Here is a 23,345-nt window from a genome sequence, read left to right on the forward strand (position 1 = left end):
GCTACACCCCCGTGCATTCCCTGACCGACACGACGCCCGATTCAAGATCGAGATCGGACAGCAGCAGAATCTCGAGCGGGTACGGCACCGACCACAGCCTTGCGTGAATCTCCAGCGTCAGCCTGTTCTGATGGTTCGCCCCGCGCGGATCCGTCACGCAACGCACGTCGACGCTGTCGGCGCAGAATCTCGGCTCGAAATGCACAAGCGCATCGCGAATCCAGCGCTCGAGCGCTGCGTGGTCGATGCTGGACATCTGCATGCCGGCAAGCGGAGGAACGCCGTAATTGACAACCGAACGCACCACTTCCGGATGTGCCGCCGGATCGATCCCGTCCTGCATGTTCGCTGTATTGAACAGCCAGGACAGGTCGCGCAGCACCGCGGCGCGCAACTTGCGCTCATCGATCCAGTGCGCCGGCAAAGCTTCCTTGCGTTCGCGGGGCGCCGCGTCGGTGAGCCGGTCGAGCAGCGCGGGCTGCAGCCGGTCACGCGCGCCGCGCCGCCGTGAGCCGGGCGGACGGTCCATCGGTTGAGCATCGGTTTCGAGCATCGTCGCCGCCTCCCAGCTACATTTCCTTGTTCTTCTTGATGTCCCACCCCATCGTCACCTCGGCCCCCTTGCCGCCGTTCGCATTCTGTTCCCAGTACTGCTTCTTGACGCGCGCGGCCTGAAACGCATAGTTCATCAGCAGCCGGTCGGCCGCGTCGGCTGGATCGGTGCCGGCAACCAGCGCGGACGTGACGAGCACCTCTTCGAGCGTGACGCGTGAGAACTCGATCTGCGAACCGCCGGTCTTGCACGACGAAATCTCGACCTTGTCGAGATGCTTGCCGCTCGCGCAGCATTTGACGATCGCCGGCGCCGCCTTGTCCATGTAGGCGACCACGGTCAGATCATTGAAGCTGGCCTTGCCGGTGCCGCCACCACCGCCCACTGCCATCGCCGCGGGCTGGCTCGCGCCCCACGAGAACGACTGGATATCGGTCCATCCCTGATGTTGCTCGTCGGCCGACTCGCCTGTCGTGCCGTCTACCTTCATGAACATTGCCACCGCCATCACACCCTCCGATTGAAATAAGCGCCGCGCATCAGCGATCCACCGTCTTGACCGACGGCAGCTTTGCAACGAGCCGTAACGACACCGTCAGCCCTTCGAGCTGATAGTGCGGACGCAGGAAGAACTTCGCCGCGTAGTAGCCAGGGTTGTCCTCGACGTCCTCGACGACGACCTGGGCGGCCGCGAGCGGCTTGCTCGCCTTGGTCTGCTGCGATGAATTCACCGGGTCACCGTCGACGTAGTTCATGATCCAGTCGTTCATCCATCGCTCCATGTCGCTGCGCTCATGAAAAGAGCCGATCTTGTCGCGCACGATGCATTTCAGGTAATGCGCGAAGCGGCAGCACGCGAACAGGTACGGCAGCCGGCCGGACAGGCGCGCGTTGGCCGACGCGTCGGGATCGTGATACTCGGCGCTGTTCAGGAGCGACTGCGCGCCGATGAATGCGGCAACATCGGAGTTCTTGCGATGCACGAGCGGCATCAGTCCGTTTTTCGCGAGTTCCGCTTCGCGCCGGTCGCTGATCGCGATCTCGGTCGGACATTTCATGTCGACGCCGCCGTCGTCGGTCGGAAACGTGTGGCATGGCAGATTCTCGACGATGCCACCCGACTCGACCCCGCGAATCGACGAACACCAGCCGTACAGTTTGAACGAACGGTTGATATTCGCGGCCATCGCGTAGGCGGCATTGGCCCACGTATAGTGATCATGGCGCGCGCCGTCGGTTTGCTCCTCGAAGTCGAATTCGTCGACGGGGTCGGTACGCCCGCCATAGGGCAGGCGGGCAAGAAAACGCGGCATCGCGAGGCCGAGATAGCGCGCATCGTCCGATTCGCGCAAGCTGCGCCACGCGGCGTACTCGGTGTTCTGGAAGATCTTCGTCAGGTCGCGCGGATTTGATAGTTGCTGCCACGACTCCATCTGCATCAGCGCGGGAGACACCCCACCGATGAAAGGCGCATGCGCCGCCGCGGAGATTTTCGCGAGCTCGCCGAGCATCTCGACATCCGGTGGGGAATGGTCGAAATGGTAGTCGCCAATCAGGCAGCCGAACGGCTCGCCGCCCAACTGTCCGTACTCGTCTTCATAGACCTTCTTGAACAGCGGACTCTGGTCCCACGCGATGCCCTTGTGGCGCTTGAGCATGCGTGCGAGTTCCCGTTTGCTTGCCGGCAACACGCGGATTTTCAGCAACTCGTCGCTCTCGGTGTGATTCACAAGAAAATGCAGGCCACGCCATGCGCCCTCGAGCTGCTGAAATTCCGGGTGGTGCAGGATCTGATTGATCTGCTCACCCAGCTTCCCGTCGATTTCGCCGATCAACTGCGCGATCGCGTCGTAGGCATCGGACGATAGCGTGACTGTGTTCTCGAGGGCCTGATGTGCGAGCGTGCGCACCGCGCGTTGCACCGCGTCGCGCGCCTGCTCGGTCTTCGGTTTGACTTCCGCGTCGAGCAGCGCGGCAAACCGCTCGTCCGTCAGCGTCGCTTCGACCACCTGCGTCAGTGTCTGTGGAGTCCTATTCATGATCTTCTCCTTCGAGACGCGGAGCATCGCCGGCCTGCGGCGTCGCGCCGCTCGCCCCCGTTCCGGCAAGCGCCGCAAGCAAGGCAGGATTCGCGAGCGCCCGCGCGATCAGCTGCTCCGCGCCGCGCTTGCCGTCGATATACGACAGCAGGTTGGCGAGTTCGGTGCGTGCCTCGAGCAGCCGCCGCAGAGGTTCGACGTGACGCGCGAGCGCCGCTGGCGCGAAGTCGTCCATGCTTTGAAACGCGACATCGACCTTCAGCTTGCCGTCGCCGGTCAACGTGTTGTCCACCTCGAGCGACAGCGCCGGTGCAAGCGCTTTCATGCGCTCGTCGAAGCTGTCGATGTCGATCTCCACGAACTTGCGCTCAGCGAGATCGGGCCGCGGCGTGGCCCGATGTCCGACCAGATCGGCCAGCACGCCCATCACGAACGGCAGTTGCACCTTCTGCTGCGCACCGTAGAGTTCGACGTCGTATTCGATCTGGACCCGAGGCGCGCGATTGCGCGCAATCTGTTTCTGTCCGCTGGATGAAGGTTTCTGACGTGACATTCGCTCATGCTCCCCGCGCACCCTATGTGCGCTGTTCCTGGTTCAACGGTAAGGGGCATGCGACCATTCGCCGGTATCGCACGCCCCGCTCTACGCATCCGTGCGCCGCCCGCTCAACAGCTCGACCTGTCGCAGACTTTCCGGCGCAATGTCTTTGACGATCTCGTAGAAATCGAGCGTCAGTAGACGCTGCGCGCGGCGCAGCAGCAGCGGCGCCGGGTGGCTCCGTTCGTGGTCCTCGAAATAGCGGCACATCTTGTCGAGCACGAGCGCGACGTCGGCCAGGTTCGTGAACTCGGCGTCGCGCCATGTGTGTGGCGGCGGCACGGCGGATGCGCCATTGCTGCGATCGGTGCTGTAACCCTGGCCGGCATCGACGTCGGCGTTGCCGGGGGCGGACGCGTCACGTTGTGCAACAGCAGCGTCGTGCGCATCGGCCCCCGGCGGCTCGCCCACTTCGTGGCAGATGCGCCGCAGCGCCAGTTCGCAACGGCTCGGCTCGGGCATCCATTGCGCGCCCAGCCGGACCGTCACGATGGCGCGAATCGCATCGAGACCGTCGAGCACCGCATGCGCGACAAGCCACTCGCGCCCGCCTTCGTCCCGCAATCGTTCCAGTTCGCGCTTCAGGCGCTCGGCACCGCCTGGATAGTGGGCCGCGTCGGGCGCGCGGCCGTCGAGCAGGTCGGCAACCTCGCGCACACTGAGCGCGCCGGCGAGCGACTGCTCGCGCGCGGACCCAGCGCAAGCATGTGCACCGACGAGTTCGGCGAGCGCGTTCATCCGCGGCGCCGGGTCGGCCTCGCCGTCGACGGACAGCGCCGGATGCAGATCGTCCCAGTAATCGTCGAGCCATGTCCGGACGAGCGTCAGCCCTTGCGCATAACCTTCGAGACCGCGAGAGTCGATCCACCCGCGCACCAGCGGCGGCACAATGCGTAGATCCCTCGTGCGCGCGAGCAGCGACTGCGCGAGGCGTTCGACTTCGGCCCAGTCCGGTGTCTCGGCCGCGATGACCGTCGCGCCGTACTGCTGCTCGGGCCGGCCCGCCGCGCACTGTTGCAGCCGCAGAAAGTCGGCGTCGTACTCGAGATCGGGCCCGCATCGCGAGTTCGTATCGACGGGGGCAAGGAAGCGTTCAATCATGTCGGTGGTTTCCAGTGCAAGGCGCATGCGCCCATGCGAAAAGTGGTATCGCAGATCATTCGAACGTGTAACTGATGCTGACCGGTCCGCCGCCGGCATCGAGCCGGACCGTGCGCCGCATCGGCGGCAACTGGCCATTGCGAATTTCGATGTCGTACGTACCGGGCGCGAGCGCGAGCGTCTTCAGCGGCGGGCTGACGCCGCGCTTGACACCTCCGACATAGACTTCACCCCACGGATAGACCTGGAACCGGACCGACACGGGCTTTGCCATCTTGCGATCGTCGCCGGCGGCCGTACCCTGCCCCGACGCGCCTGCGGCTGCGGATGCCGCCGGCGCGTCGGCCGTGATCGAAGCGGATGCCGTCTGCGTGACCGCAGCGATCGAGTCCGGTGTCGACGCAGCCGTGGCGGGAGCGGCAGCCGCATTCGCCGGTTCAACCCGCTCGCGAGGCGCGGACCCACTCGCGCCGGACGCTTGCGCCGCCCGCGGCGGCTCGACCGGCGCGGCCTGCGCGGGGGGCGGCGCCGGCTCGCGCGGAACGACCACGACAGGCGCGTGAAACTCGGGCGTCGTTGTTGCGGCAGAGTGTTGTTCCGGGGCTCGTATGGCGAACTGCAGCAATTTGAACGTGCCGGCGCATGCCGCGACGACCAGGACTAGCGCACCCGCGATCACGTAGGGACGGCGCCCGCCCGCGAGCGGCCCGTTGCCCGCGGGAGTGCCTTGAACGCCGCGTCGACGATCATCCTGCTGACCATCGACAGCCGGCCGGCCCGGCGGAACCTCTGGTGTTTCGGTGATGAGGCTCGCTTCGGCATCGCTGTCCGACGCATCGTTGAGCAGCCCTGTCGCGCCGCGAATCACCGCTCCGCTTTGACCTTTGTCGCCCGCATGAGACGCGTTTGACGGGCGTGACGATTCGCCTGCGGAAGGCGGCCGCGGGACGCCCGGCAAATCATCGACGCCGGGGTGCGCTTCATCCGGTTGCACCGCCGCTGTCGCGGCGCCGGCTGCCGTGTCCCGCTGCGTGCCTTCCGGCATTACTGCGGCCGCACTCGGTCCTTGCGAGCGATCGCCCACGATATAGATCCCCGCACCCGCTTCGCGCAGTCCCAGCAACTGTGCGAACGCCGTCGCGGAGTCCGGACGGTCGGCGATGCGCAACTGCAATGCATGGTCGATCGCCTCCAGAAACGTTCGGCTGTATCGTTCGCGACCGGGAAATTTGCGCGACGCCAGCGGCTGCCAGGTATCCTGAATGCTGCGCACGACGGCCGCGGTTGGCGGCTCGCCGACGATCATCGCGTGGACCAGCGCGCCGAGCGAATAGATATCGGTCCACGGCCCTTGCACGAATGCGGGGTCGTCCGTGTACTGCTCGATCGGCGCATAGCCGGGCTTGAGCATCACCGAGGTTTCGTCGACTGCGTCGCCGATCGTTTTGCGCGCCGCGCCGAAGTCCAGCAGTACGGGTTTGCCGTCGGACCTGATCAGCACATTGTCGAGCGAAATGTCGCGGTGAAAGCATTGCGCGCGATGCAGTGTGCCAAGCGCGCCGAGCAATGCGGCAAGCAGGCTCATCAGCTCCGCTTCGCCCATCGGCGCGTGCGTCGCCGCGCGCTGCTTCAACGTCTGCCCCTCGTAAAACGGCATCACCATGTACGCGGTGCCATGGTTTTGCCAGAACTGCAGCACCTTCACGAGATCGGGATGATCGAATTGCGCGAGCAGCCTCGCCTCGTTCAGGAATGCGGCGCGCCCCGAGTCGAATGCCTGGGCGAAGCGGTCCGCGCGCAGGCATACGGTGAAATCGCCGCCGCGCCGCGCGAGCAGCGAGGGCATGTATTCCTTGACGGCGACCGTACGCTGCAACGTGCGATCGAACGCCCGATAGACAATGCCGAAACCGCCGATCCCCAGCACCGAGTCCAGTTCGAATTCGCCAAGCCGGTGCCCGATCGGCAGCGGCCGCGATCCGCCCGCCTGCTCCTCATCGGAAGCAGCCGTCATGCGTTCTTTAAACAACGGGTCCATCATCCACGACCTCTCGTCAATACTGCCTGGGGCAAACGCGCGGGAATGCCGCTACGCGTCGCCGCCGCGTCAATACGTATCGCGCGGTGGTACGCCGAAAAGCGTCTGAAACAGCGGCGCATCGAACCTGCCGGTATGCGCGTGCGTTTTCGGCAACACGTCGTCTGCCTGATAAGTCCACCAGAAGCTCGTCATCCCATGCGGGTCGAAGTACTCGGCCAGATTGGGCCAGCCCGCCGCGTGTTCGGTCGCGCGCGCCACGCCACGGGTCTGCACCACGCCATCCTGTTCTGCGAAGGCCCCTGTGTCGCCGCGCGGAAGCCGTACGCGGCTCAACGCCAGATCGAGTTGCTCGGGCACCTGTGCATCGCGGACGGCATCGAGCAGCGCCGCCCCGACCTGCCGGAAAAACCCGCCGGCCGACGCGGTCGTGTGGCTCGAATAGCCGGCCGCGTCCAGTGCAAGCGTCGCGATGACGGGGTAATAGCGGCCGACGCGGTCACAACTCGGTGCGAGGCTGCCGAGCTGAACACAGTCGGCGCCGGCGCCTGCCGGGATCACGAAATTCCACACTGGCGCAATCGCGAAATAGCGGCTCAGTCCGTCCGGCGCGCGCTGGCGGAGCGCGGCCATCCCCTGCTGAATCCAGCGATCCCACCATGCGGCGAGCCCCGCGGACAGCCCACGGTTGACGAAGTCGCCCGCGCCGGGGACTTTGCCGTACCAGCCGGGCCACAACACGTGGCCATTCGCCTCTGCGATCCTCATGACTTGCCCGGACACGTGAACGACTCCATTTGCCCCAAACGGAACGGGTTGTGCACCGAATCCGCGGTGAGCTCGAGCTTGAACTGCTTGCCGTCCACCGCAAAACTGGCGATCAGTTCCTCAGGTGCGTGCCCCTGCTCGAGCCGCGCGTGATCGAACAGGCGATACAGTGCCCAAGGCCCGTCCGCCACCCATCCATCGGTCGCCCCCGACTGCTCGACGACCTGCAATCGAACCTGGTTGCTGCCTCCCGACGCCGGCCATTGCACGGTGACCGGCGCTTGCGGGCCGTGCGCGTAGCGCACGCTCTGGCCGCCCACATCGAGCGCCCACTCGGATATCGCCGGGTCCATGTCCAGTGGCTTGATCTGAACCTTCACGCCGGGATCGTGACCGCCGCCGGCAAAGAACACATCGCGGATCACGGCTGCCTTCTCGAACGACGCGAGGAACGGCGCCGCATTTCCCTCTGCATTGCCATTGCCCGGCGCCGTATTGAAACGCCAGGGGCGAGTGGCCGTGTCGACGTGACCCTGCAGGTTCTTGCGAAAGAAATCGTCCATCAATCCGGACGGCGCGAATAGCTGCGCGAAGTCGCCAAGCGCGACATCGCGCGAGGAGCCGTGCGAAAACGGATAGCGCCCCGCGATCGCCTGACGACAAAAGTCGCCGATGTCGGCCGACGCGCTGCGCGCGATATTGCGCTGCGCGAGCGTCGCCACGCTGCCGTTCGCGGCATCGGCCAGGTCGCCGAGCATCTGCCTGAACGGCGCAGGCATGCGGCCAGCCTGTGCGCGCACCTTGTCCGGCACATCGGACGGCGGCGGCATCCCACCGCTGCGCAACGCGGAGTCGGTCGCGCTCAAGTACGTGTAAAGCTCGTCGATCAGTTTCAGCGCGGCGTCGATCGGCGCGGAATCCTGGCGTTCGCTGCTGTGCGCGAACTGTCGCAAGCCGGCAAAGTGGTTGTCGACCACGGCCTCCGGCTTGTCGGTGGGCACCGCCGCGCCGTCGCTCGCCGGCGCGTCCGCAAAGATTCCGGCCAGCGCGTGGCGTGCGCTCTCCACCTTGTCCTGCGCGCGGTCCGCGAGTCCGCCGCCGGCCGTGCCCGCGTCGCTGCGGGTCAGCGCAGTCTGGCGCGCGGCTGCATCGATGAGCCGTGTCAGCGGCGAATCCGACGCCGACAGCACCCGCGCGGCCTGAATGCTCTGCGCCAGCGAATCGCCGGTTTGCAGGCGGATGTCGCCCAGATACGCGTCCCACTCGCGCACGTAGTCGTTCAGGTAGAGCGAGCGGATATCGCGTGACCACGACTCCCCCGCGGCGCGATTCGGCACTTCGGATTCTTTCAGATTGAGCACCCACTTTTCTTCCGCCGCGAACGCATCGATCGAATCGTCCAGCCGCTTGTCGAAGACGTCCCAGTAGCCTCGATACGTGTATAGCCCAGGCAGCCCGTCGTTCAGGCTCTGGCCGCTCGTCCGCCGGAACACCAGCGCGGCCGACGGTCCCGCGGCGTGCGCGACATCGAAGCCATATGACGCGGTACTGGTCCGCAGCGTGTGCGTGAGCTGCGCATAGAGCCGCTGCGCGAATGTGAGCCGCTGCAACCTGTCGCGCGTATCGGCGACGAGCCGCTCATCCATCGCGAACGGCGACAGCACGACGCGGTCCGCGAACAGGTTAGCCAGATGTGCGCTCAACGCCGCACGTTGCGCGGCGGCCAGTGGCCGCGGCAACGTGCGCTCGAATTCGAGGTCGAGCACCGCCTGCACGAAGGCGGGGTCGTAGTGCGCGCTGTCGTAGAGCATCAGGTAGGCCTTGAGCGCTGCATAGGCGAACGCGGGATCGTCCTGACGCGCGTCCCGCAGCGTCTGTTCGAGACGCCGCGCCGCGAGCGGCAACAACAACTCGTCAAGCGCACGGTGATAGACACCGCTCGCCGCTGCCTGCGTCTTGTCGCCCTGAAAGAGCCCCCAGCGATACGCAAGCGGCGGCGACGCGGGATCGACGCGATCGGTTCGCGCCAATCCCCTCAGTTCGTCGAGCACCGGCAGCACCTGCCCCATGCCGGCGGCATCGGTAATCGACGTGCGCTGCAACTGCCTGTCGAGTACGCTCACGCGCTCACTCATCTGCTGGAGATAGTCGCTGTTGTTCGCGTAACTGCGTATCCACAGCGCAAGCGCAACGCACAACAACACGGCCGCCGCGCCGTAGCCCGTGACGGTCAGCACGCGTTGCCGCCTGTGCCACCGCAGGTTCATGCCGGCGAGCGACGTCTCGCTGAAGATCAGCGCCTGCAGCAGGTCTTTCAGGAAAAAGCTGCGCCCGTTCGCCCCGCTGTGGGTGGCGGGCGGCACACCCTCGATTTGCAGAAAGCGCTTGATGCCGCCCATCACGCGGTCGAACACCGTGCCTTCCTGCGTCCCGCTCGTCAGATAGACGCCGCGCAACAGCGGAAGCGAGTCGAACTTCGACTGCGAGAACACCTCTGCGATCAGTTGTCCGAGTACGTCCTGCAGCAGCGCGAACTGCTGCGGCAGCGAATAGATCAGCTCTCGCTGGCGCACGTCGGATTCAGCCGCCAGCAACTCCGGCAGCGCGTCGTTCAGGCGCCGGTGCAGCAGCTGGTACTCGTGATCGAACGCCGCGCGCAGATCGAAGCCCGGTTTTTGGGTCTCGTCGAGCCGGAACGTGAAGCCCCAAACCTGAGCCCGTTGCGCGCGCCCGAGCGCGGCGAAATACTCAGCGAAGCCGGCGAGCAGGTCGGCCTTGGTCACCAGCACGTAGACGGGAAACTGGATGCCCAGTTGTTCGCGCAATTCCTGAAGCCGCTTGCGCAGCGACATCGCGTGCTCGGTGCGCTGCGTATCGGAGACGCCGAGCAGGTCCGCGACGCTGATCGTCAGCAGCGCGCCATTGAGCGGCTGGCGCGGCCGATACTTCCTGAGCAGGCCGACGAAGCCCCGCCATTCCTGCTCGTCCAGCGCGCGATTGCTCTCGTGCGTGGTGTAGCGTCCGGCCGTGTCGATCAGCACCGCTTCGTTGGTGAACCACCAATCGCAATGCCGCGTGCCGCCGACGCCTCGAATCGCGGCACGACCGAACTGCTCTGCCAGCGGAAAACTCAACCCCGAGTTGACCAGTGCCGTGGTCTTGCCTGAACCGGGCGCGCCGATAAAGACGTACCAGGGCAACTGATACAGATAGCGCGGCGAAAAGCGTTCGATCCAGCCGGCGAGCCCCGCTCGTGCGCGCTCGCCGGCGGTGAGGCGCATGTTTTTCAACAATGCTGCGGCTTCATTGAAGCGCTGGTGCAGTTCGGTCAGATGGGCGGGATCAGTGTCTTGATCGGCCGGCGCCGGCCCACTCGCGCGCAGCTGGTTGAGCAACTGGGCGTTCAGATGTGCCGCGCGCCAGCGGCGGTACGCGACACGCATGCCCCAGGCGGCGAACAGCGCGCAGATCAGCAGCGCGCGCGCACCGGTCGATTCGAGCGGACGCCACGTGCCGAAGGCGATCAGCGGTCCGGCAACCCAGATGAGCACGGCAAGCGCGACGAGCCCGACGAACACCCAGAAAGATCGTCCGAGGAACGGCCGGGACGGCAGCGATGAAGCGAACGAGCTCATGGCGTCCCCTGCGCGGAGGACGCTGTGCGCGCAGGGGACGCCAGCAACGTTATTTCGACGCGCCGGTTGCGCGCGCGGTTGGCCGGCGTGTCGTTCGGGGCGACCGGGTCCATTTCGCCGCGCCCTTCCGCACGGATACGGCCTGTTTGCGTCATGCGCGACGCGAGCATCTGGGCGACCGCCTGCGCGCGCGCCTGCGACAGATCCCAGTTCGACGCGAAACGCGCGCTGCGCACCGGCACGTTGTCCGAGTAGCCCGCGACAACGATATTGCCCGGCACACGTTCGAGCGCATCGGCCACTCGCGCCAGCACTGGCGTATAGCGGTCGATCACCGACGCTGAACCCGACTCGAACAGTCCGTCGCCGTGCAGCGTCACGACACTGCGCTCAGCGTCGTCGTGAACCGAGACGAGCCCCGCACGCACTTCGGGATCGAGAAACCCTGCAAGACGCGGCGCGGCGGCGGGATGAACGGCCGCCGCCACGGCCTGCTGCTGCAGATGAGGCACGCGTACGCGGTCGATCGCCGTGAACACTTCATCGGATCGCCGCGCGAGCGTCAGGTCGAATGCGACAAACGCGCCGAATCCGATCAGCCCGGCGACGGCGGCCCACGCCCACACCGGCACTGCCGGGCGACGCGCACGTTCGGCCGGAATCTCATCGCGCCAGTGCGGCGAGAGCGGCGCATCGTATTCGCCGCGCGCCTGGCGAATCAGCTGCGCGACGCGGTGCATCAACGTGTCGAGCTGGCCACGGCCGTTGTCGAGCACACGGTAGCGCCCCTCGAAGCCGAGCGCGAGACAGTAGTACAGCAGTTCGATCAGATCGAGGTGTTGCTGCGGCTGTTGCGACAGACGTGCAAGCACCTGGAAGAATTTCTCGCCACCCCAGGTCTCGTTATGGAAGGCAACCAGCAGGCTGTCGGCCGACCATGCCCCGCCGCCGCCCCACGGTGTCAGCGACGCCGCCTCGTCGAGCGCGGTACACAGGCAATAGCGTGCCCCGACGATCACGTCGAGCGCGATTCCCGCGCGTTGCGCGCGCATTTCGAACTGCCGGACCTCCGACGCAAGATGCTCGCGCAACCATCGCGGATTCGGGTGATGCACGGTCCAGCGAATCTGCGGCACGAGGCTCAATAACGGATTGGCCGCCGCGACGAGCGGGTTGCTGCCGCTCGGCGCCACGCGCTCCGGCAGCGGCCCGCCATAAGCCGCGCCCGCACCGGCAGCGTCGGAGATTGGCGGCGCTCCGCCGGGGTTCGGATGCACGAAGCCGCCGGGCGTGCCTGCAACTGCATCATTCCAGTGATTCATGAGTCGTTTCCGTCCGTCATCCGCCTTGTCCGCATCACCCGCGGATCGCCCAGAAAGCCATCGACAATCCGGGAAACTCGCCGGCAAGATGCAGCGCAAGCCCGCCTGAACGGTTCAGTTGCCGCCACAGATCGCCGCTCTTGTCGAGCTCGAAGTACGCATAGCCCGCGTGATACGGAATCTGCCGCGGCGCGACCGGCAACGCGCGCACGCCGATGCCCGGCAATTGAAGCTGCACGAGATCGCGGATCCGCTCGACGGGGCCGAGCTTCACCTGAGCGGGAAAGCGCGTGTGCAAGACATCTGCCGGCACGTCCGCGTGTACCGCCAGCACAAATCCGGCATCGCGCATCAATTCGGTATCCGACATGATTGCCACGCGCACGCCGTTGCCCGCATCCTTCAACTCGATCTGGATCGCGTTCTGCTCGAGCAAGGTCGCGAGCGAGCGGCGCAGTTCGTTCATCAGGTCGCCGAACGTCGTGCTCAGGTCATCGTGGTCGTACCGGGGAAGCACTAGCGGACTGTGTGTGCTCGAGGTGAACGTGCTGAGATCGCACGCGAGCTTGAGCCAGTCGCGGTACAACGTCTCCGGATGAATCGCCACCGGCTGCTGCGCATGCCACGTCACGGCGACGTAGCGGTTGATCAGCTCGAGCAGCAGAAAATCCGCCACTTCGCCCACCCCGGAGCGGCCCGGCTGCGTCAGGCGGCTCGCCAGCGTTTCGCCGCGCTGCGTGAGCAGCCGGTGCAATTCACTCATGTAACTTGCCAGCACCGGGCTCGTTTGCGCCGCGAGCATCGGCGGAATGTAGCCGGGCTCGGCAATCACGCGACGGTCCGCGCGGCGCTCGACAATGCGCATCACTCCCATCGCCTGCCAGTCGGACGAAAGATCCGATTCCGCCATCAGCCGCAAGTGCAACTTGCCGATCTGTATCAGTGCCGGACCGAGCCCGATCGTATTCACGTCGGCGACCTCGGTCTCCGTGGCAACGTAACGCGACAGCGGCGACACACTGTTCTCGTCGAACGAGACCTGCGCACTGTCGCCACGCCACGTCGGCACCGCGAGCACGATCGTCTCGTTTGTCACGTCGGTGTGGATATCGAGCGGCGCCGGGGCGTCGCTGCCGCCGGCAAAATCGAACGGCGTGCCGTCCGGCAGCACGCCCGATGCAGCGAGCAGCACGACCTTGCCCTGGGCAAGCGCCTCGGTGTCGACGTCGAGCGTGCTGAACCCCCAGAACAGCCCCTGAACGGGCAGGCAGCGCAGTTGCACATAGCGTTCGAAATGGCGCTCGAGCTGCTGGAAATGCTGCGGTCTCAGGAACATGCCCTCGGACCAGACGACGCGGTGGCGCAGCGCTGCACCTGCCCTCGGCGGCAAATCGATCGTGCTCATCGGTTTGCCCCCGTCTGGTCGACAATTTGCATTCCGCCGTTCCTCACGGCAATCGAAAGCCGGATTTCTCCAGGGGAGGTCTGCCAGAATTTCAGCAGATTCGTTTCCTTGGCAGCGGGTAACGGCACGATCAATTTCCAGCGATTGCGCTCAAGCGCGCGATAGCCCGCGACCACGCCGACATTGCGGGCATCGAGATCGCCAGCATAACGGACCGTGCGCGATTCGCCGGGACGTAGAATCAGCCGGTCCACGCCCAGCAGTTCGCCGGCCAGTGTGCTTTGCGTCTTGCTCTGAAGCGAAAAGAAATCGGCTCCGTCGAAACTCGCAGCCGACTTGAGCCGGAATATCTGCAAAACGATCGGCGACGGCCTTGCGCTTCCATCCGGATTCACGTCGGGTGCCACCTCAAAGGAAATCGCGTACGGTATCGGCAGCGATTTTTCTGTTGCCGCGCAACCGCTCAGCAGCACGCCGGCCAGCGCGATTCTCATCAGCGGCCAATGCGCCTGTTTAATCGACACTTGCATCATCTCTCTCGCGTTCGTCAGAACGGCATAGCTGTGCAGCAGGCTTTCGCGCCGATACCTGAAGAGTTTTTGACCTGGCTGGTCCACCGACAGAAGTCCACTTGATAGCGGGCATGGCTTCGCCGCGCGCGACTTTTTTGCGGTCACGTATGCAAAGCTAAATACTCTTATTTAGCGTAATTCACAGCTGAACTAAATAGCAATATCTGGTTTACCATTATTAAAAAATAGATACTTGCATCGTTCTTCTAATTACTTTTTAATTTCCTTACTCTGGCATGAATTTAGCTAAAGTTTTATTCACTCATAGACTACGAATTTTCACAATTGCAATCTGACAATTGCGAGATATATTGTTAGCAGCGGCCTGCCGCACGCATCAGCAACGCACTATGCCAAATAGATGACGCTCCATTCATTTGATGAAAAAACTACCTGTCGCACTTCGAAATGGTGAAAAAATTCCTGATTCGGATAACAACCTATTTTCCATGGGTGGCATGACGTCATGAGGCTCAGTGGCGTTGTCACTATCGTGTTGGCGTCCTCCGTCTCCATCCTTGCCGGTTGCTCGAGCTTTTCGCCGCAACAGCGTGCGGCCACCGAAACCGTGCAGAATGCGCGCAGCGCTTATTCGAACGGCGATTACGCGCGCACGATCCAATTACTCAGTCATGCCAGTGAAATCGACCGGTCGGATAGCGCCACGCAGATCGAGGCTCACAAGCTCATGGCGTTCAGCTATTGCGTCACCGGCAAGTTATCGGCATGCCGAGCCGAGTTCCGAAAGATCCTCGATATTGATCCGCGCTTCGAGTTGTCCGCAGCGGAACGCGGTCATCCGATCTGGGGCCCGGCATTCGAAGCAGCGCGGCGGCAACATGCAGCGGCAGCATCGTCATAGCGCAACGTGATGCGTGTCGGGATATCAGTACAATCGAGTCAGCGTCCATCATGCAATTGACTGTTATTGAACATGCCGGTCGACCCATTCAACGCGGAACCTCTGCGATATTCAGGCCGCCCGGCGGCACCATTGGCCGCAACGTAGACAATCATCTCGTGTTGCCCGACGAAACGCGGCAGATTTCGCGGCTGCAGGCGCTGCTGCAGATCGAGGGCGATCGCTGCGTGCTCAAGAATCTCAGCAGCGTGTTGGTGGTCGAGGTCAACAGCACACCGTTGTCGTGCGCGGACGAACACTCGCTGAAAGCCGGCGATGCGATTCGCATCGGAACGTATCTATTGCGCGCCGAGCGTGACAATGTGGATGCGGGTACTGACGAGGCGCCGGTATCGCAGAGCCGCGACGATTTCTGGCATACGCTCGAATCGCGCTTCGGCGGCGGCACGCACCCAGGCGCTCGGCCCGGTGCACGCGAACGAACCTCCCCTTCTGCATCGCGCGGCGGCAGCGATGCGGTTCAGCGCGCCGTCGCATTCGACGAACTGCGCAACGTTCCTTCCGATCCGCTTGAATTGTTTGGTGCGGCCGACAGTACAGGCGACGACTTCTTTGAGCCGTCTCCGGGCAACTTCGCGCAACCGGCGGCGCCTGGCAGCCTTGACCGCTCATCTGGCATGCGGAGCACGGCATCGGATCATGCCGGCGAATGGACGCAGACGATACGCGCCCGCCCGCTTGTACCGGACACGCCGGACACCGTGCGAGCCGTCGAGCAACCCGGCAGGAGCGCCGACGGACCTGCCGCGACTCACCTTGACGCATCGGCTCAGCCCCTGCTGATGGCATTTATGCGAGGCGCGGGTCTCGACCCCGCGAGTGACCAGTGGACAACCGACCAACTCTACACCGCAGGGCAGTTGCTTGCGCTGTTCGCCAACGGCACCGTGAAGCTGCTTTCGTCGCGCAGCATTCTCAAGCGCGAAGTGAAAGCCGATATGACGATGCTGCTCGACCGTGAGAACAATCCGCTCAAGCTGCTTCCGGACGGTGGCGCGGTGCTCAGGCAAATGTTCGGCCTGCCTTTTCCCGGGTTCATGTCGCCACAAGGTGCAGTCAGCGACGCCTTCAACGATCTGCACGCCCATCAGATCGGCATGGTGGCCGGCATGCGCGCGGCGCTCACCGAACTGCTCCGGCGTTTTGCTCCGGAGCGGCTGGAACAGCGCACTCCGATGCAGCAGTGGCTGGATCGTTATGTGCCGATGCGACGCAAGGCCCGACTATGGGATGAGTATATGAAGCTCCACCGCGACACGCTGCTCGCCGTCGAGGATGATTTCAGCGCTGTGTTCGGCAGTGCGTTTCTTGCGGCCTACGACGCGGAGGTCACACAGTACCGCAATAGCTGCCGCGGCTGAAGCGGCGGGCGCATGGAAATTTCGTATGCCTATTTCTCATGCACGGGAGACCGCTCGGGCAACCAGGACGTCATCGGTCACGTGGTAGCAGAGGGACACGCATGCTTCGTGGTTAGCGACGGCATCGCCGGAGAAGCGGGCGGCGAAGTTGCCGCGCAATGCGCGGTGAATCATATCCTCGCGCACGGCAGCGCACGCCCGATGACTTATGCAGCAATCGAGGCTTGCATCAAGGACGCGAACGATGCGATTCTTGCCGAACAGGCGCGCGATCCGCGCAACCGGAAGATGGGGGCCACTGTCGTCGCGCTGTTCATCGATCGCATGGCGCGCACCGCGCAATGGGCACACCTCGGCGACAGCCGGCTCTATCACTTCCGACGTGGCTTGCTGACCCATCGCACGCGCGACCACAGTCTGTTGCAACGCATGGCCGACGCGGGCTTGCCATTCGATGGAATCAGCCCGAATCTTCTCGATCGCGCACTCGGCGTACGCGGCGACATCACACCTTGCGTCAGCCCGATTCAGCCGCTACACGACGGCGATGCCTTTCTGCTGTGCACCGATGGTCTGTGGCACGCAGTGTCCGACACAAGCATCGAGCAACATCTGCGAATCGTCAACAAGGCAGACGACTGGTTGTCCCTGCTCCGGCACGCTGTTTCACATCAGCATACGCGCGGTACGCCAACGGATAACTATTCAGCGCTCGCAGTGTGGGCCGGCCGCCCTGAAGACGTCACCTTACAGCGGATCAAGGAATAGATTGAGCATGCAGAGTGTGCGGCGGGTCCGCGGATTCGATGAGCCAGCACCGAAGGACGTCTATATCGGAGTTCGCGCGGCTTTGTTCGCGAGGGGGCGTTGCTGATCAGTCGCGGCTCAGGTAAAACTGCGCGATCCGCATGAGCCGCTGCGCCCGGCGATGGTGACAGGACGCTCTCATCGCCACCGAACCGTTTGTGCCGGTGTTACCGGCCAACACCCTGTCGGGGCGTCCGGAACCGGGTGCTCATGCCGGTACGAACGGCGAAACCTTGTTCCGTCCAGTAGCCTTGGCGGTGTACAGCGCCTCGTCGGCAGCCTTGATCACCGCGGTCACATCACCGTCCTGCTCTGGCGCCCAGCTGGCCGTGCCGATGCTGGCGGTGACGCGCCCGTATTCGCTGCCCGCGTGCTCGATCGCCAGTTCGCTGATCGCCTCGCGGATCTGCTCGGCGATCCGCGCGGCGCCTGCAGGTGGGGTGTCAGGCAGCACCACGACGAACTCCTCCCCGCCGTAGCGCGCCGCACTGTCCGCGGGCCGCCGGATGTTCTCGCCGATGCACCGCGCGACGGCGGCCAGCGTGTCGTCGCCGGCCTGATGTCCGTAGGTGTCGTTGTAGGCCTTGAACCGGTCGATATCGACGAACAGCAGCGAAAACATGCTGCGCGTGCGGCGAGCCCGGCGCCACTCCTGGTCGAGAATCTCGCCCAGCGTCCGGCGATTGTTCAGACCGGTGAGGCCATCGGTCCTCGCGAGCATCTGCAACTCCGATTCGGCACGCATCCGGCGCCGCAGCTGGGCGCCCAGCAGGAACGACAGCGCGACGAACCCCAGACCGAAGGCCACCATCAACGAGCCGATCGTCATCGCGCGCTGCCGCCACGCTGCGTAGATGTCCTGCTCCGCCTCGGCCACCATGATGATCAGCGGCAGATCCGGAAAATTCCTGAAGAGGTACAGCCGGTGCACACCGTCAATCGACGCAGTGTCCGAGAAGCTGCCTTCTGCTGCCGACCTGAAATGCCGGAACGTGCTGGCCTTGCTGATATCGCGTCCGATGGTGCGCACGTCATACGGCTGGCGCATGACCATGATGCCGTCCCGGCCGATCAGGGCCACGGATCCGTGCGGCCCGAGGGACAGTCCGGCGAACAACGTGTGGAAATACTCGAGATCGACGGCGATCAGCACGATGCCGGCAAACGAGCCGTCCGGATGCGAAAGCCGCCGGGTCAGCGCGATGCTCGGCGAGCCGTTACGCAGTCGCGAGTGAAAGGGATCGCTGATGTAGAGGCCGACATCCGGATGGTCGCGCTGGATCGTGAAATATCGGCGGTCGGCAAAATTGCCCTTGCGCGGAACGTCGCTCCCCGAATCAATGACGATGTTGCCCGAGGCATCCAGCACCAGCATCGATCCAAGGTATCTGGCAGTCGCCGCACGATCGAACAGCACCTGTCGCCGCAGATTGGGCGGCAGTGCCAGCACGTCGGGGTCGCGCATGCCGTCGACGACCTCCTGCAGGGATAGCGCGTACAGCTCGAAATTCCGTTCGATGTCGCGCTCGGCGATCAGGGCAAGGTTGCGTGACGTCTCGCGGGCGCGGTCCATCGCGTCGAGGCGCCCCTCGTACAGCACCGTCGCGCATAGGGAGACCATGACAAGCGCGATGAAAATCCCGCCCCAGATAATGGCCTGGGGCGCGAGGCGGCCGCGCCACAGGCGTCCAGCCAGGGACGGAAGCGCCCTCTTCTTTTTCGTCACGGTCTCCATCCTGCCCCCAATGACCTTCACTAAACCCGCTTCAAAGGCAAGCCGATACGCCAGAACAACTCAATCACTCAGCTCAACCTCCGGAATCACTTGCGTTGCGCAGGTTGATGGGCGAACCGATATTTCCGCTGCTGCCAGTACTGCACGAATCTGTCTGGCAAACGTCACTGCGTGCGCCCCGTCTCCGTGCAGACAGAGGGTCTGCGCACGCACTCGCACCCACGTACCGTCGCGCGTGCGCACGCGCTGGTCCCGGATCATGGCGAGCGCCTGCTCGCAGGCCTCGGCGTCACTTTCCAGCAGCGCCCCCGACTCCGTGCGCGGCACGAGTTTGCCATCCGCCGTGTATCCCCGGTCGGCAAACCCCTCTTCGACGGCAGCCAGACCCATGGCGCGCGCCACGTCGATCAGTTGGCCACCTGCGAGCCCAAAGACCGCCAGGCGGGCGTTGGTGTCCCGGACGGCATGCACGACCGCCAGTGCCAGGTTGAGATCCCGCTCAGCCTGGTTATACAGGGCTCCATGAGGTTTGACATGAGTCAGGCGGCCGCCAAGGCCATGGACAATCGCCGCAAGCGCCCCGACCTGATATTGCACGCCGGCATAGATCTCTTCGGGACGCAGATCCATGACGACCCGCCCGAAATGCTCGCGGTCGGGAAAGCTCGGGTGAGCGCCGATCGCGACGCCGCGCTGCAGCGCTTCATCCGTCACGCGGCGCATCGTCGTTGCGTCACCGGCATGCCACCCACACGCGATATTGACCGAACTGGCGAAAGCCAGCAGTGCCGTATCGTGCTCGAATCCCTCGCCAATATCGACGTTCAAATCAATTGTTTGCTGCATCATCTGTCTCCTGCGTACATGGTCGACTGCACCGTATTCGCCGGCGCGTCGGGTCTTCAATCCAGGAAAGCGCGAAACGGCGCGACGTTCCGAGCCTTAGCCCGGCGCGAGCGATACCGCGATTGCGTCCCCTGCCCACCCTCTCCCGTCAAGCCGCACTCTCGTCTACCGCGTGGAGCTGGTCCTTCGGCATCTCCAGGTTGTAGTCGCGCATCAATCGATATAGCGTCGCCCGCGAGACGCCCAACTCGTCTGCCACGTCGACGAGGCGCTCGTGATGGCGCTGCAGCGCCTGCTCGATCGCATGGCGTATCGCCGAGTCACGCACCTGGGCGAGCGTCAATGCCGGGTTTTCTCCCGATGGCAGCAGATCGAGGTCATCCGGGGTGATCACGCTGCCCTCAGCCATCACGACTGCGCGCCGGATGCGGTTGATGAGTTCGCGCACGTTGCCGGGCCAGTCGTACGAAGCTATCGCGCGCATCGCCGCAGGCGAGAAGCCTTTGATCCTGTGACCGGATGTCTTCCTGAGCTGGCCCAGCAGGTGCCTCGCCAGCACGTCGATATCCTCGCCGCGCGCGCGTAACGGGGGCTGCTCCACGCGCAGCACGCAGAGACGATGAAAAAGGTCACTGCGAAAACGTCCTGCGGCAATCGCTTCGTTCAGGTCGACATGCGTGGCTGACAGAATGCGCACGTCGACCGGAATCGACCCGGCGCCGCCCAGACGTTCTATGGTGCCTTCCTGCAGGAAGCGCAGCAGCGCCGCCTGGCACTCAACCGGCATGTCACCGATCTCGTCGAGAAAGAGCGTGCCGCTGTGAGCCGATTCGACGCGGCCGGTCCTGCGTTGGAGCGCGCCGGTAAACGCGCCTTTCTCATAACCGAACAGCTCGGACAACAGCAGCGTAGGCGGAATGGCGGCACAATTGACCGCCACGAACGGTTGAGCCGCGCGCGCGGACCCCTGGTGGATCGCCAACGCGGCCAGTTCCTTGCCCGTTCCGGATTCGCCCGTGATCAGCACCGGCGCATCGGATTTCGCGATCTTGCTGATCGTTCGAAAGAGTCCCTGCATGGCGTCGCAACTGCCCACCATGCCTTTGAGCATCGTGACCTGCGAGCTCGCCGGCGCACTCGTCTGACGCAGCGACGCCATGCCGACCGCATGGCCCAGCGACTGCGCGATGAATGCCGGCTCGCGCGGCAGGGTGAAGTAGTCGAGAAAATACAGTCCCAGCAACTGACGACGCTTCTCCGCCAATGTTTCACCGGGCTGGGTCGATGCAACCCATCCGACGGTGGGCAAGGTGAAGAACGGCTCGAGGCGATCGAGATCCCGATCCGAATATCCACTGTGGACGTCAAAGAGACCTGCGAGAGGCCCGCCCGGGAGCGTCAGACGCTCCACATCCCGCGATGTCGAGGCGAAGATGATGCGCCAATGTTCTCCCGCCAGGAACTCGCAGAGCGCCATGTCGTGACGCCGCGAAATGTACAGTAACGAACGATCGGCATGTGTGCCCATATGACCCTCGATGTTGCCTGCCTGCCTGTTTGTTCGGTCCAGCCATGCGACGCCCTGCGCGCCCCATGATTATTCTTTGGCTCACTCGAATAACGGTAGCCATGACGCGACGGGAAGGCGCTCGCACCGTGCGTCGCCTCAGCGCGACCGCTCGCCCAGGCCCGCTCGACAACCCGCGCCTACCGGTCGGCCGCGGCGACCGGCTTCGCTTAGCCGGGCAGCGCGAGCGGCGTGCGTTGCCCGGGCGACAGCGTCTCACGGCGCGGGTGTGACACGATGCCGTCCTTCACCTCGATCGCTTCCGGCAGTCGGAATACCGACACCGCCGCCTTCAGGTGCCGCGTCTGATCTTCGAGCGACCCGGCTGCAGCGGCGGCCTCCTCGACCAGTGCCGCATTCTGTTGTGTGACTTCGTCCATCTGCGAAACCGCGCGATTGACCTGCTCGACTCCGCTGCTCTGCTCGGCGGAAGCCGCCGCGATCTCACCCATCCTGACGCTCATGCCGCCAACCGCCTGGACAATCTCGTCCATCGTACGGCCGGCCTGCTCCACCAGTTGGGACCCGCGCTCCACCTGGCGTGTGGAATCCTCGATCAACTCCCTGCTGCCCCGCGCCGCGGTCGCGCTGCGCTGCGCCAGCCGGCGCACTTCGGCCGCCACCACGGCAAAGCCGCGTCCCTGTTCGCCTGCCCGCGCAGCTTCGACTGCAGCGTTTAGTGCCAGGATATTGGTCTGGAAGGCGATCTCATCGATCACGCGAATGACGTCTTTGATCTGCTTCGAGCGGTCGGTGATACCGCGCATGGTCTGCACGACCTCGCTCATGACGTCGCCGCCACACACCGCGATTGCCGCTGTGTTGCCGGCGAGTTGACCCGCCTCGCGCGCGTGCCCGGCATTCTGCTTCGCGGTAGCGGTCAACTCGTCCATGATCGCGGCGGTCTCTTCGAGCGAGGCGGCCTGTTGCTCGGTGCGCTGGGACAGGTCGATATTGCCGGCCGAAATCTGGCTGGTTGACGTGACCACCGAGTCAGCCGCCTCCCGTACCTTGCCCACGGTTCGGGCCAGGCTGTCTTTCATGTCGTTGAGTGCCTGCATCAGCAAGCCGGTTTCGTCCCTTGACCTGAAATCAATCGCACCGGTCAGGTCTCCCGAGGCCACCGCCTGAGCGACCTGCACCGCTTCGCCCAATGGCCGTGTAATGCTGCGGGTGATCCACCAAGCGAGGCCAAGGCCGAGCATCACTGCCAAGGTCCCCAACCCGACGATGAGCCTGCGCGCGGAGGCAATGTCAAGGCGCGCCTGAGCGCCGGCCACCTCCATCTGCTGCCTCTGGAACACGACCATCGCCCTGACCTCGTCCTGCAAGGCATCCAGTGCCGGAAGCGTCTCCTTGCGCACCATCTCGGTCGCCTCGTCGCGTCGCCCTTGCGCGAGCAGCTTTCCCACCTGCGTGAAGGACATCACATAGCGGGCGCGGGTGTCCTCCACTTTGTTCAGCAGCACCATGCCTTGCGCCGACGATACGCGTTGACGCAACGTCTCCATCGCCTCATCGATCGCCTTCCTGTTAGCGTCGATCGACGCCTGGATTCTGGCCGTGTGCGCCGGATCACTGGCAATGAAAAGTTCAAGGGTGTTCCTTGCGTTCCAGCGCGTGCGCGCATTGATGATCTGCGCCGCATCCGCCTTGACCCAGTGCTCGTCGATCTGCTGGTTGTTGTCGGCGATACTGGCGAGGCGCGTCAGCCCCACGACGAGTAGCGCGGCCAGAAGCATCAGGACGAGCCCGAAGCCCACGGTTAATCTGGTTCCGATTTTCATGTATGCAAGAAGCATCACGGCATCACCTTTATTCCCCGACGGCAGGCCGATCAGGCCACTGCTGGCTTCAGGCGTTGCTCCGTCGGCGTCACGACGACGGATGCCAGCCATACCCGGCCAGGTCGACGGACCTGTATCCAGTCCCGGAAAAAACTACGCACTCTTTAGCAATCGTGTTCCAAGCGAACTTGCCTGTGTGTAATAACGGCTGCACGCAGACGACCTTTACTGGCAGCAGCGTCGATGAGGAAATTTCGGTGGAATTCGCCATAGACGGGCGGTTGACGCA

At 64.3% G+C, this 23,345-nt stretch carries 18 protein-coding genes; 3 read left to right on the forward strand and 15 right to left on the reverse strand.

What is annotated here, in order from left to right; translation table 11 throughout:
• Position 1: 1 nt before the first annotated feature.
• The 11 genes from tssE to tssJ form a co-directional block, all read right to left on the reverse strand.
• Entirely contained in the window at positions 2–553 is a 552-nt protein-coding gene (tssE, locus tag AC3WOG_RS10600; protein WP_492577942.1) for a type VI secretion system baseplate subunit TssE, read from the reverse strand.
• A gap of 16 nt (positions 554–569) precedes the next feature.
• Positions 570–1,061 (reverse strand): Hcp family type VI secretion system effector, encoded by a 492-nt coding sequence (locus tag AC3WOG_RS10605; RefSeq protein WP_492577943.1) that lies wholly within the window; start codon positions 1,059–1,061, stop codon positions 570–572.
• A 31-nt stretch (positions 1,062–1,092) separates the two neighbouring features.
• Positions 1,093–2,592 (reverse strand): type VI secretion system contractile sheath large subunit, encoded by a 1,500-nt coding sequence (gene tssC / locus AC3WOG_RS10610; RefSeq protein WP_492577944.1) that lies wholly within the window; start codon positions 2,590–2,592, stop codon positions 1,093–1,095.
• A complete protein-coding gene (tssB, locus tag AC3WOG_RS10615; protein WP_492577945.1) occupies positions 2,585–3,145 on the reverse strand; it encodes a type VI secretion system contractile sheath small subunit in 561 nt (186 codons plus the stop codon). Before tssB ends, tssC begins: the two co-directional genes overlap by 8 nt.
• Before the next feature lie 90 nt (positions 3,146–3,235).
• The gene (gene tssA / locus AC3WOG_RS10620) at positions 3,236–4,306 is read right to left on the reverse strand and encodes a type VI secretion system protein TssA (RefSeq protein ID WP_492579769.1); all 1,071 of its coding nucleotides are present in this window, start codon (positions 4,304–4,306) and stop codon (positions 3,236–3,238) included.
• Between the two features lie 40 nt (positions 4,307–4,346).
• A complete protein-coding gene (locus AC3WOG_RS10625; protein WP_492579770.1) occupies positions 4,347–6,329 on the reverse strand; it encodes a serine/threonine protein kinase in 1,983 nt (660 codons plus the stop codon).
• 69 nt (positions 6,330–6,398) lie between these two features.
• Positions 6,399–7,097, reverse strand: coding sequence for a type VI secretion system-associated protein TagF (gene tagF, locus AC3WOG_RS10630; protein ID WP_492577946.1), 699 nt, complete (start codon positions 7,095–7,097; stop codon positions 6,399–6,401).
• Positions 7,094–10,732, reverse strand: coding sequence for a type VI secretion system membrane subunit TssM (gene tssM / locus AC3WOG_RS10635; protein ID WP_492577947.1), 3,639 nt, complete (start codon positions 10,730–10,732; stop codon positions 7,094–7,096). The genes tagF and tssM overlap by 4 nt, the downstream gene beginning before the upstream one ends.
• Entirely contained in the window at positions 10,729–12,054 is a 1,326-nt protein-coding gene (locus tag AC3WOG_RS10640; RefSeq protein ID WP_492577948.1) for a DotU family type VI secretion system protein, read from the reverse strand. The genes tssM and AC3WOG_RS10640 overlap by 4 nt, the downstream gene beginning before the upstream one ends.
• A gap of 34 nt (positions 12,055–12,088) precedes the next feature.
• Positions 12,089–13,459 carry a type VI secretion system baseplate subunit TssK gene (tssK, locus tag AC3WOG_RS10645; protein WP_492577949.1) on the reverse strand — a complete coding sequence of 457 codons (1,371 nt, stop codon included), beginning with the start codon at positions 13,457–13,459 and terminating at the stop codon, positions 12,089–12,091.
• Positions 13,456–13,953: a type VI secretion system lipoprotein TssJ gene (gene tssJ / locus AC3WOG_RS10650; protein ID WP_492579771.1), complete on the reverse strand. Its 498-nt coding sequence runs from the start codon at positions 13,951–13,953 to the stop codon at positions 13,456–13,458. Before tssJ ends, tssK begins: the two co-directional genes overlap by 4 nt.
• Before the next feature lie 544 nt (positions 13,954–14,497).
• On the opposite strand from tssJ, the gene AC3WOG_RS10655 reads away from it, so the two are divergent.
• Genes AC3WOG_RS10655 through AC3WOG_RS10665 form a run of 3 tightly spaced genes read left to right on the forward strand, consistent with a single transcriptional unit; the run spans position 14,498 to position 17,082 of the window.
• Positions 14,498–14,893: a TssQ family T6SS-associated lipoprotein gene (locus AC3WOG_RS10655; RefSeq protein ID WP_492577950.1), complete on the forward strand. Its 396-nt coding sequence runs from the start codon at positions 14,498–14,500 to the stop codon at positions 14,891–14,893.
• A gap of 50 nt (positions 14,894–14,943) precedes the next feature.
• Positions 14,944–16,314, forward strand: a complete 1,371-nt coding sequence (gene tagH / locus AC3WOG_RS10660) for a type VI secretion system-associated FHA domain protein TagH (protein WP_492577951.1) — start codon at positions 14,944–14,946, stop codon at positions 16,312–16,314.
• A 12-nt stretch (positions 16,315–16,326) separates the two neighbouring features.
• The gene (locus tag AC3WOG_RS10665) at positions 16,327–17,082 is read left to right on the forward strand and encodes a PP2C family protein-serine/threonine phosphatase (RefSeq protein ID WP_492577952.1); all 756 of its coding nucleotides are present in this window, start codon (positions 16,327–16,329) and stop codon (positions 17,080–17,082) included.
• A gap of 247 nt (positions 17,083–17,329) precedes the next feature.
• Here AC3WOG_RS10665 and AC3WOG_RS10670 read toward each other — a convergent pair whose 3' ends face one another.
• The 4 genes from AC3WOG_RS10670 to AC3WOG_RS10685 all read right to left on the reverse strand — a co-directional run bounded on the left by AC3WOG_RS10670 (position 17,330) and on the right by AC3WOG_RS10685 (position 23,167).
• A complete protein-coding gene (locus AC3WOG_RS10670; RefSeq protein WP_492577953.1) occupies positions 17,330–18,856 on the reverse strand; it encodes a sensor domain-containing diguanylate cyclase in 1,527 nt (508 codons plus the stop codon).
• A gap of 60 nt (positions 18,857–18,916) precedes the next feature.
• Positions 18,917–19,705 (reverse strand): 5-oxoprolinase subunit PxpA, encoded by a 789-nt coding sequence (gene pxpA / locus AC3WOG_RS10675; protein ID WP_492577954.1) that lies wholly within the window; start codon positions 19,703–19,705, stop codon positions 18,917–18,919.
• Positions 19,706–19,850: 145 nt separating this feature from the next.
• Positions 19,851–21,230, reverse strand: a complete 1,380-nt coding sequence (locus tag AC3WOG_RS10680) for a sigma-54 dependent transcriptional regulator (RefSeq protein WP_492577955.1) — start codon at positions 21,228–21,230, stop codon at positions 19,851–19,853.
• A 209-nt stretch (positions 21,231–21,439) separates the two neighbouring features.
• Positions 21,440–23,167, reverse strand: a complete 1,728-nt coding sequence (locus AC3WOG_RS10685; protein ID WP_492577956.1) for a methyl-accepting chemotaxis protein — start codon at positions 23,165–23,167, stop codon at positions 21,440–21,442.
• Positions 23,168–23,345 lie beyond the last annotated feature (178 nt).

The organism is Paraburkholderia sp. FW306-02-B (genome assembly GCF_058782725.1).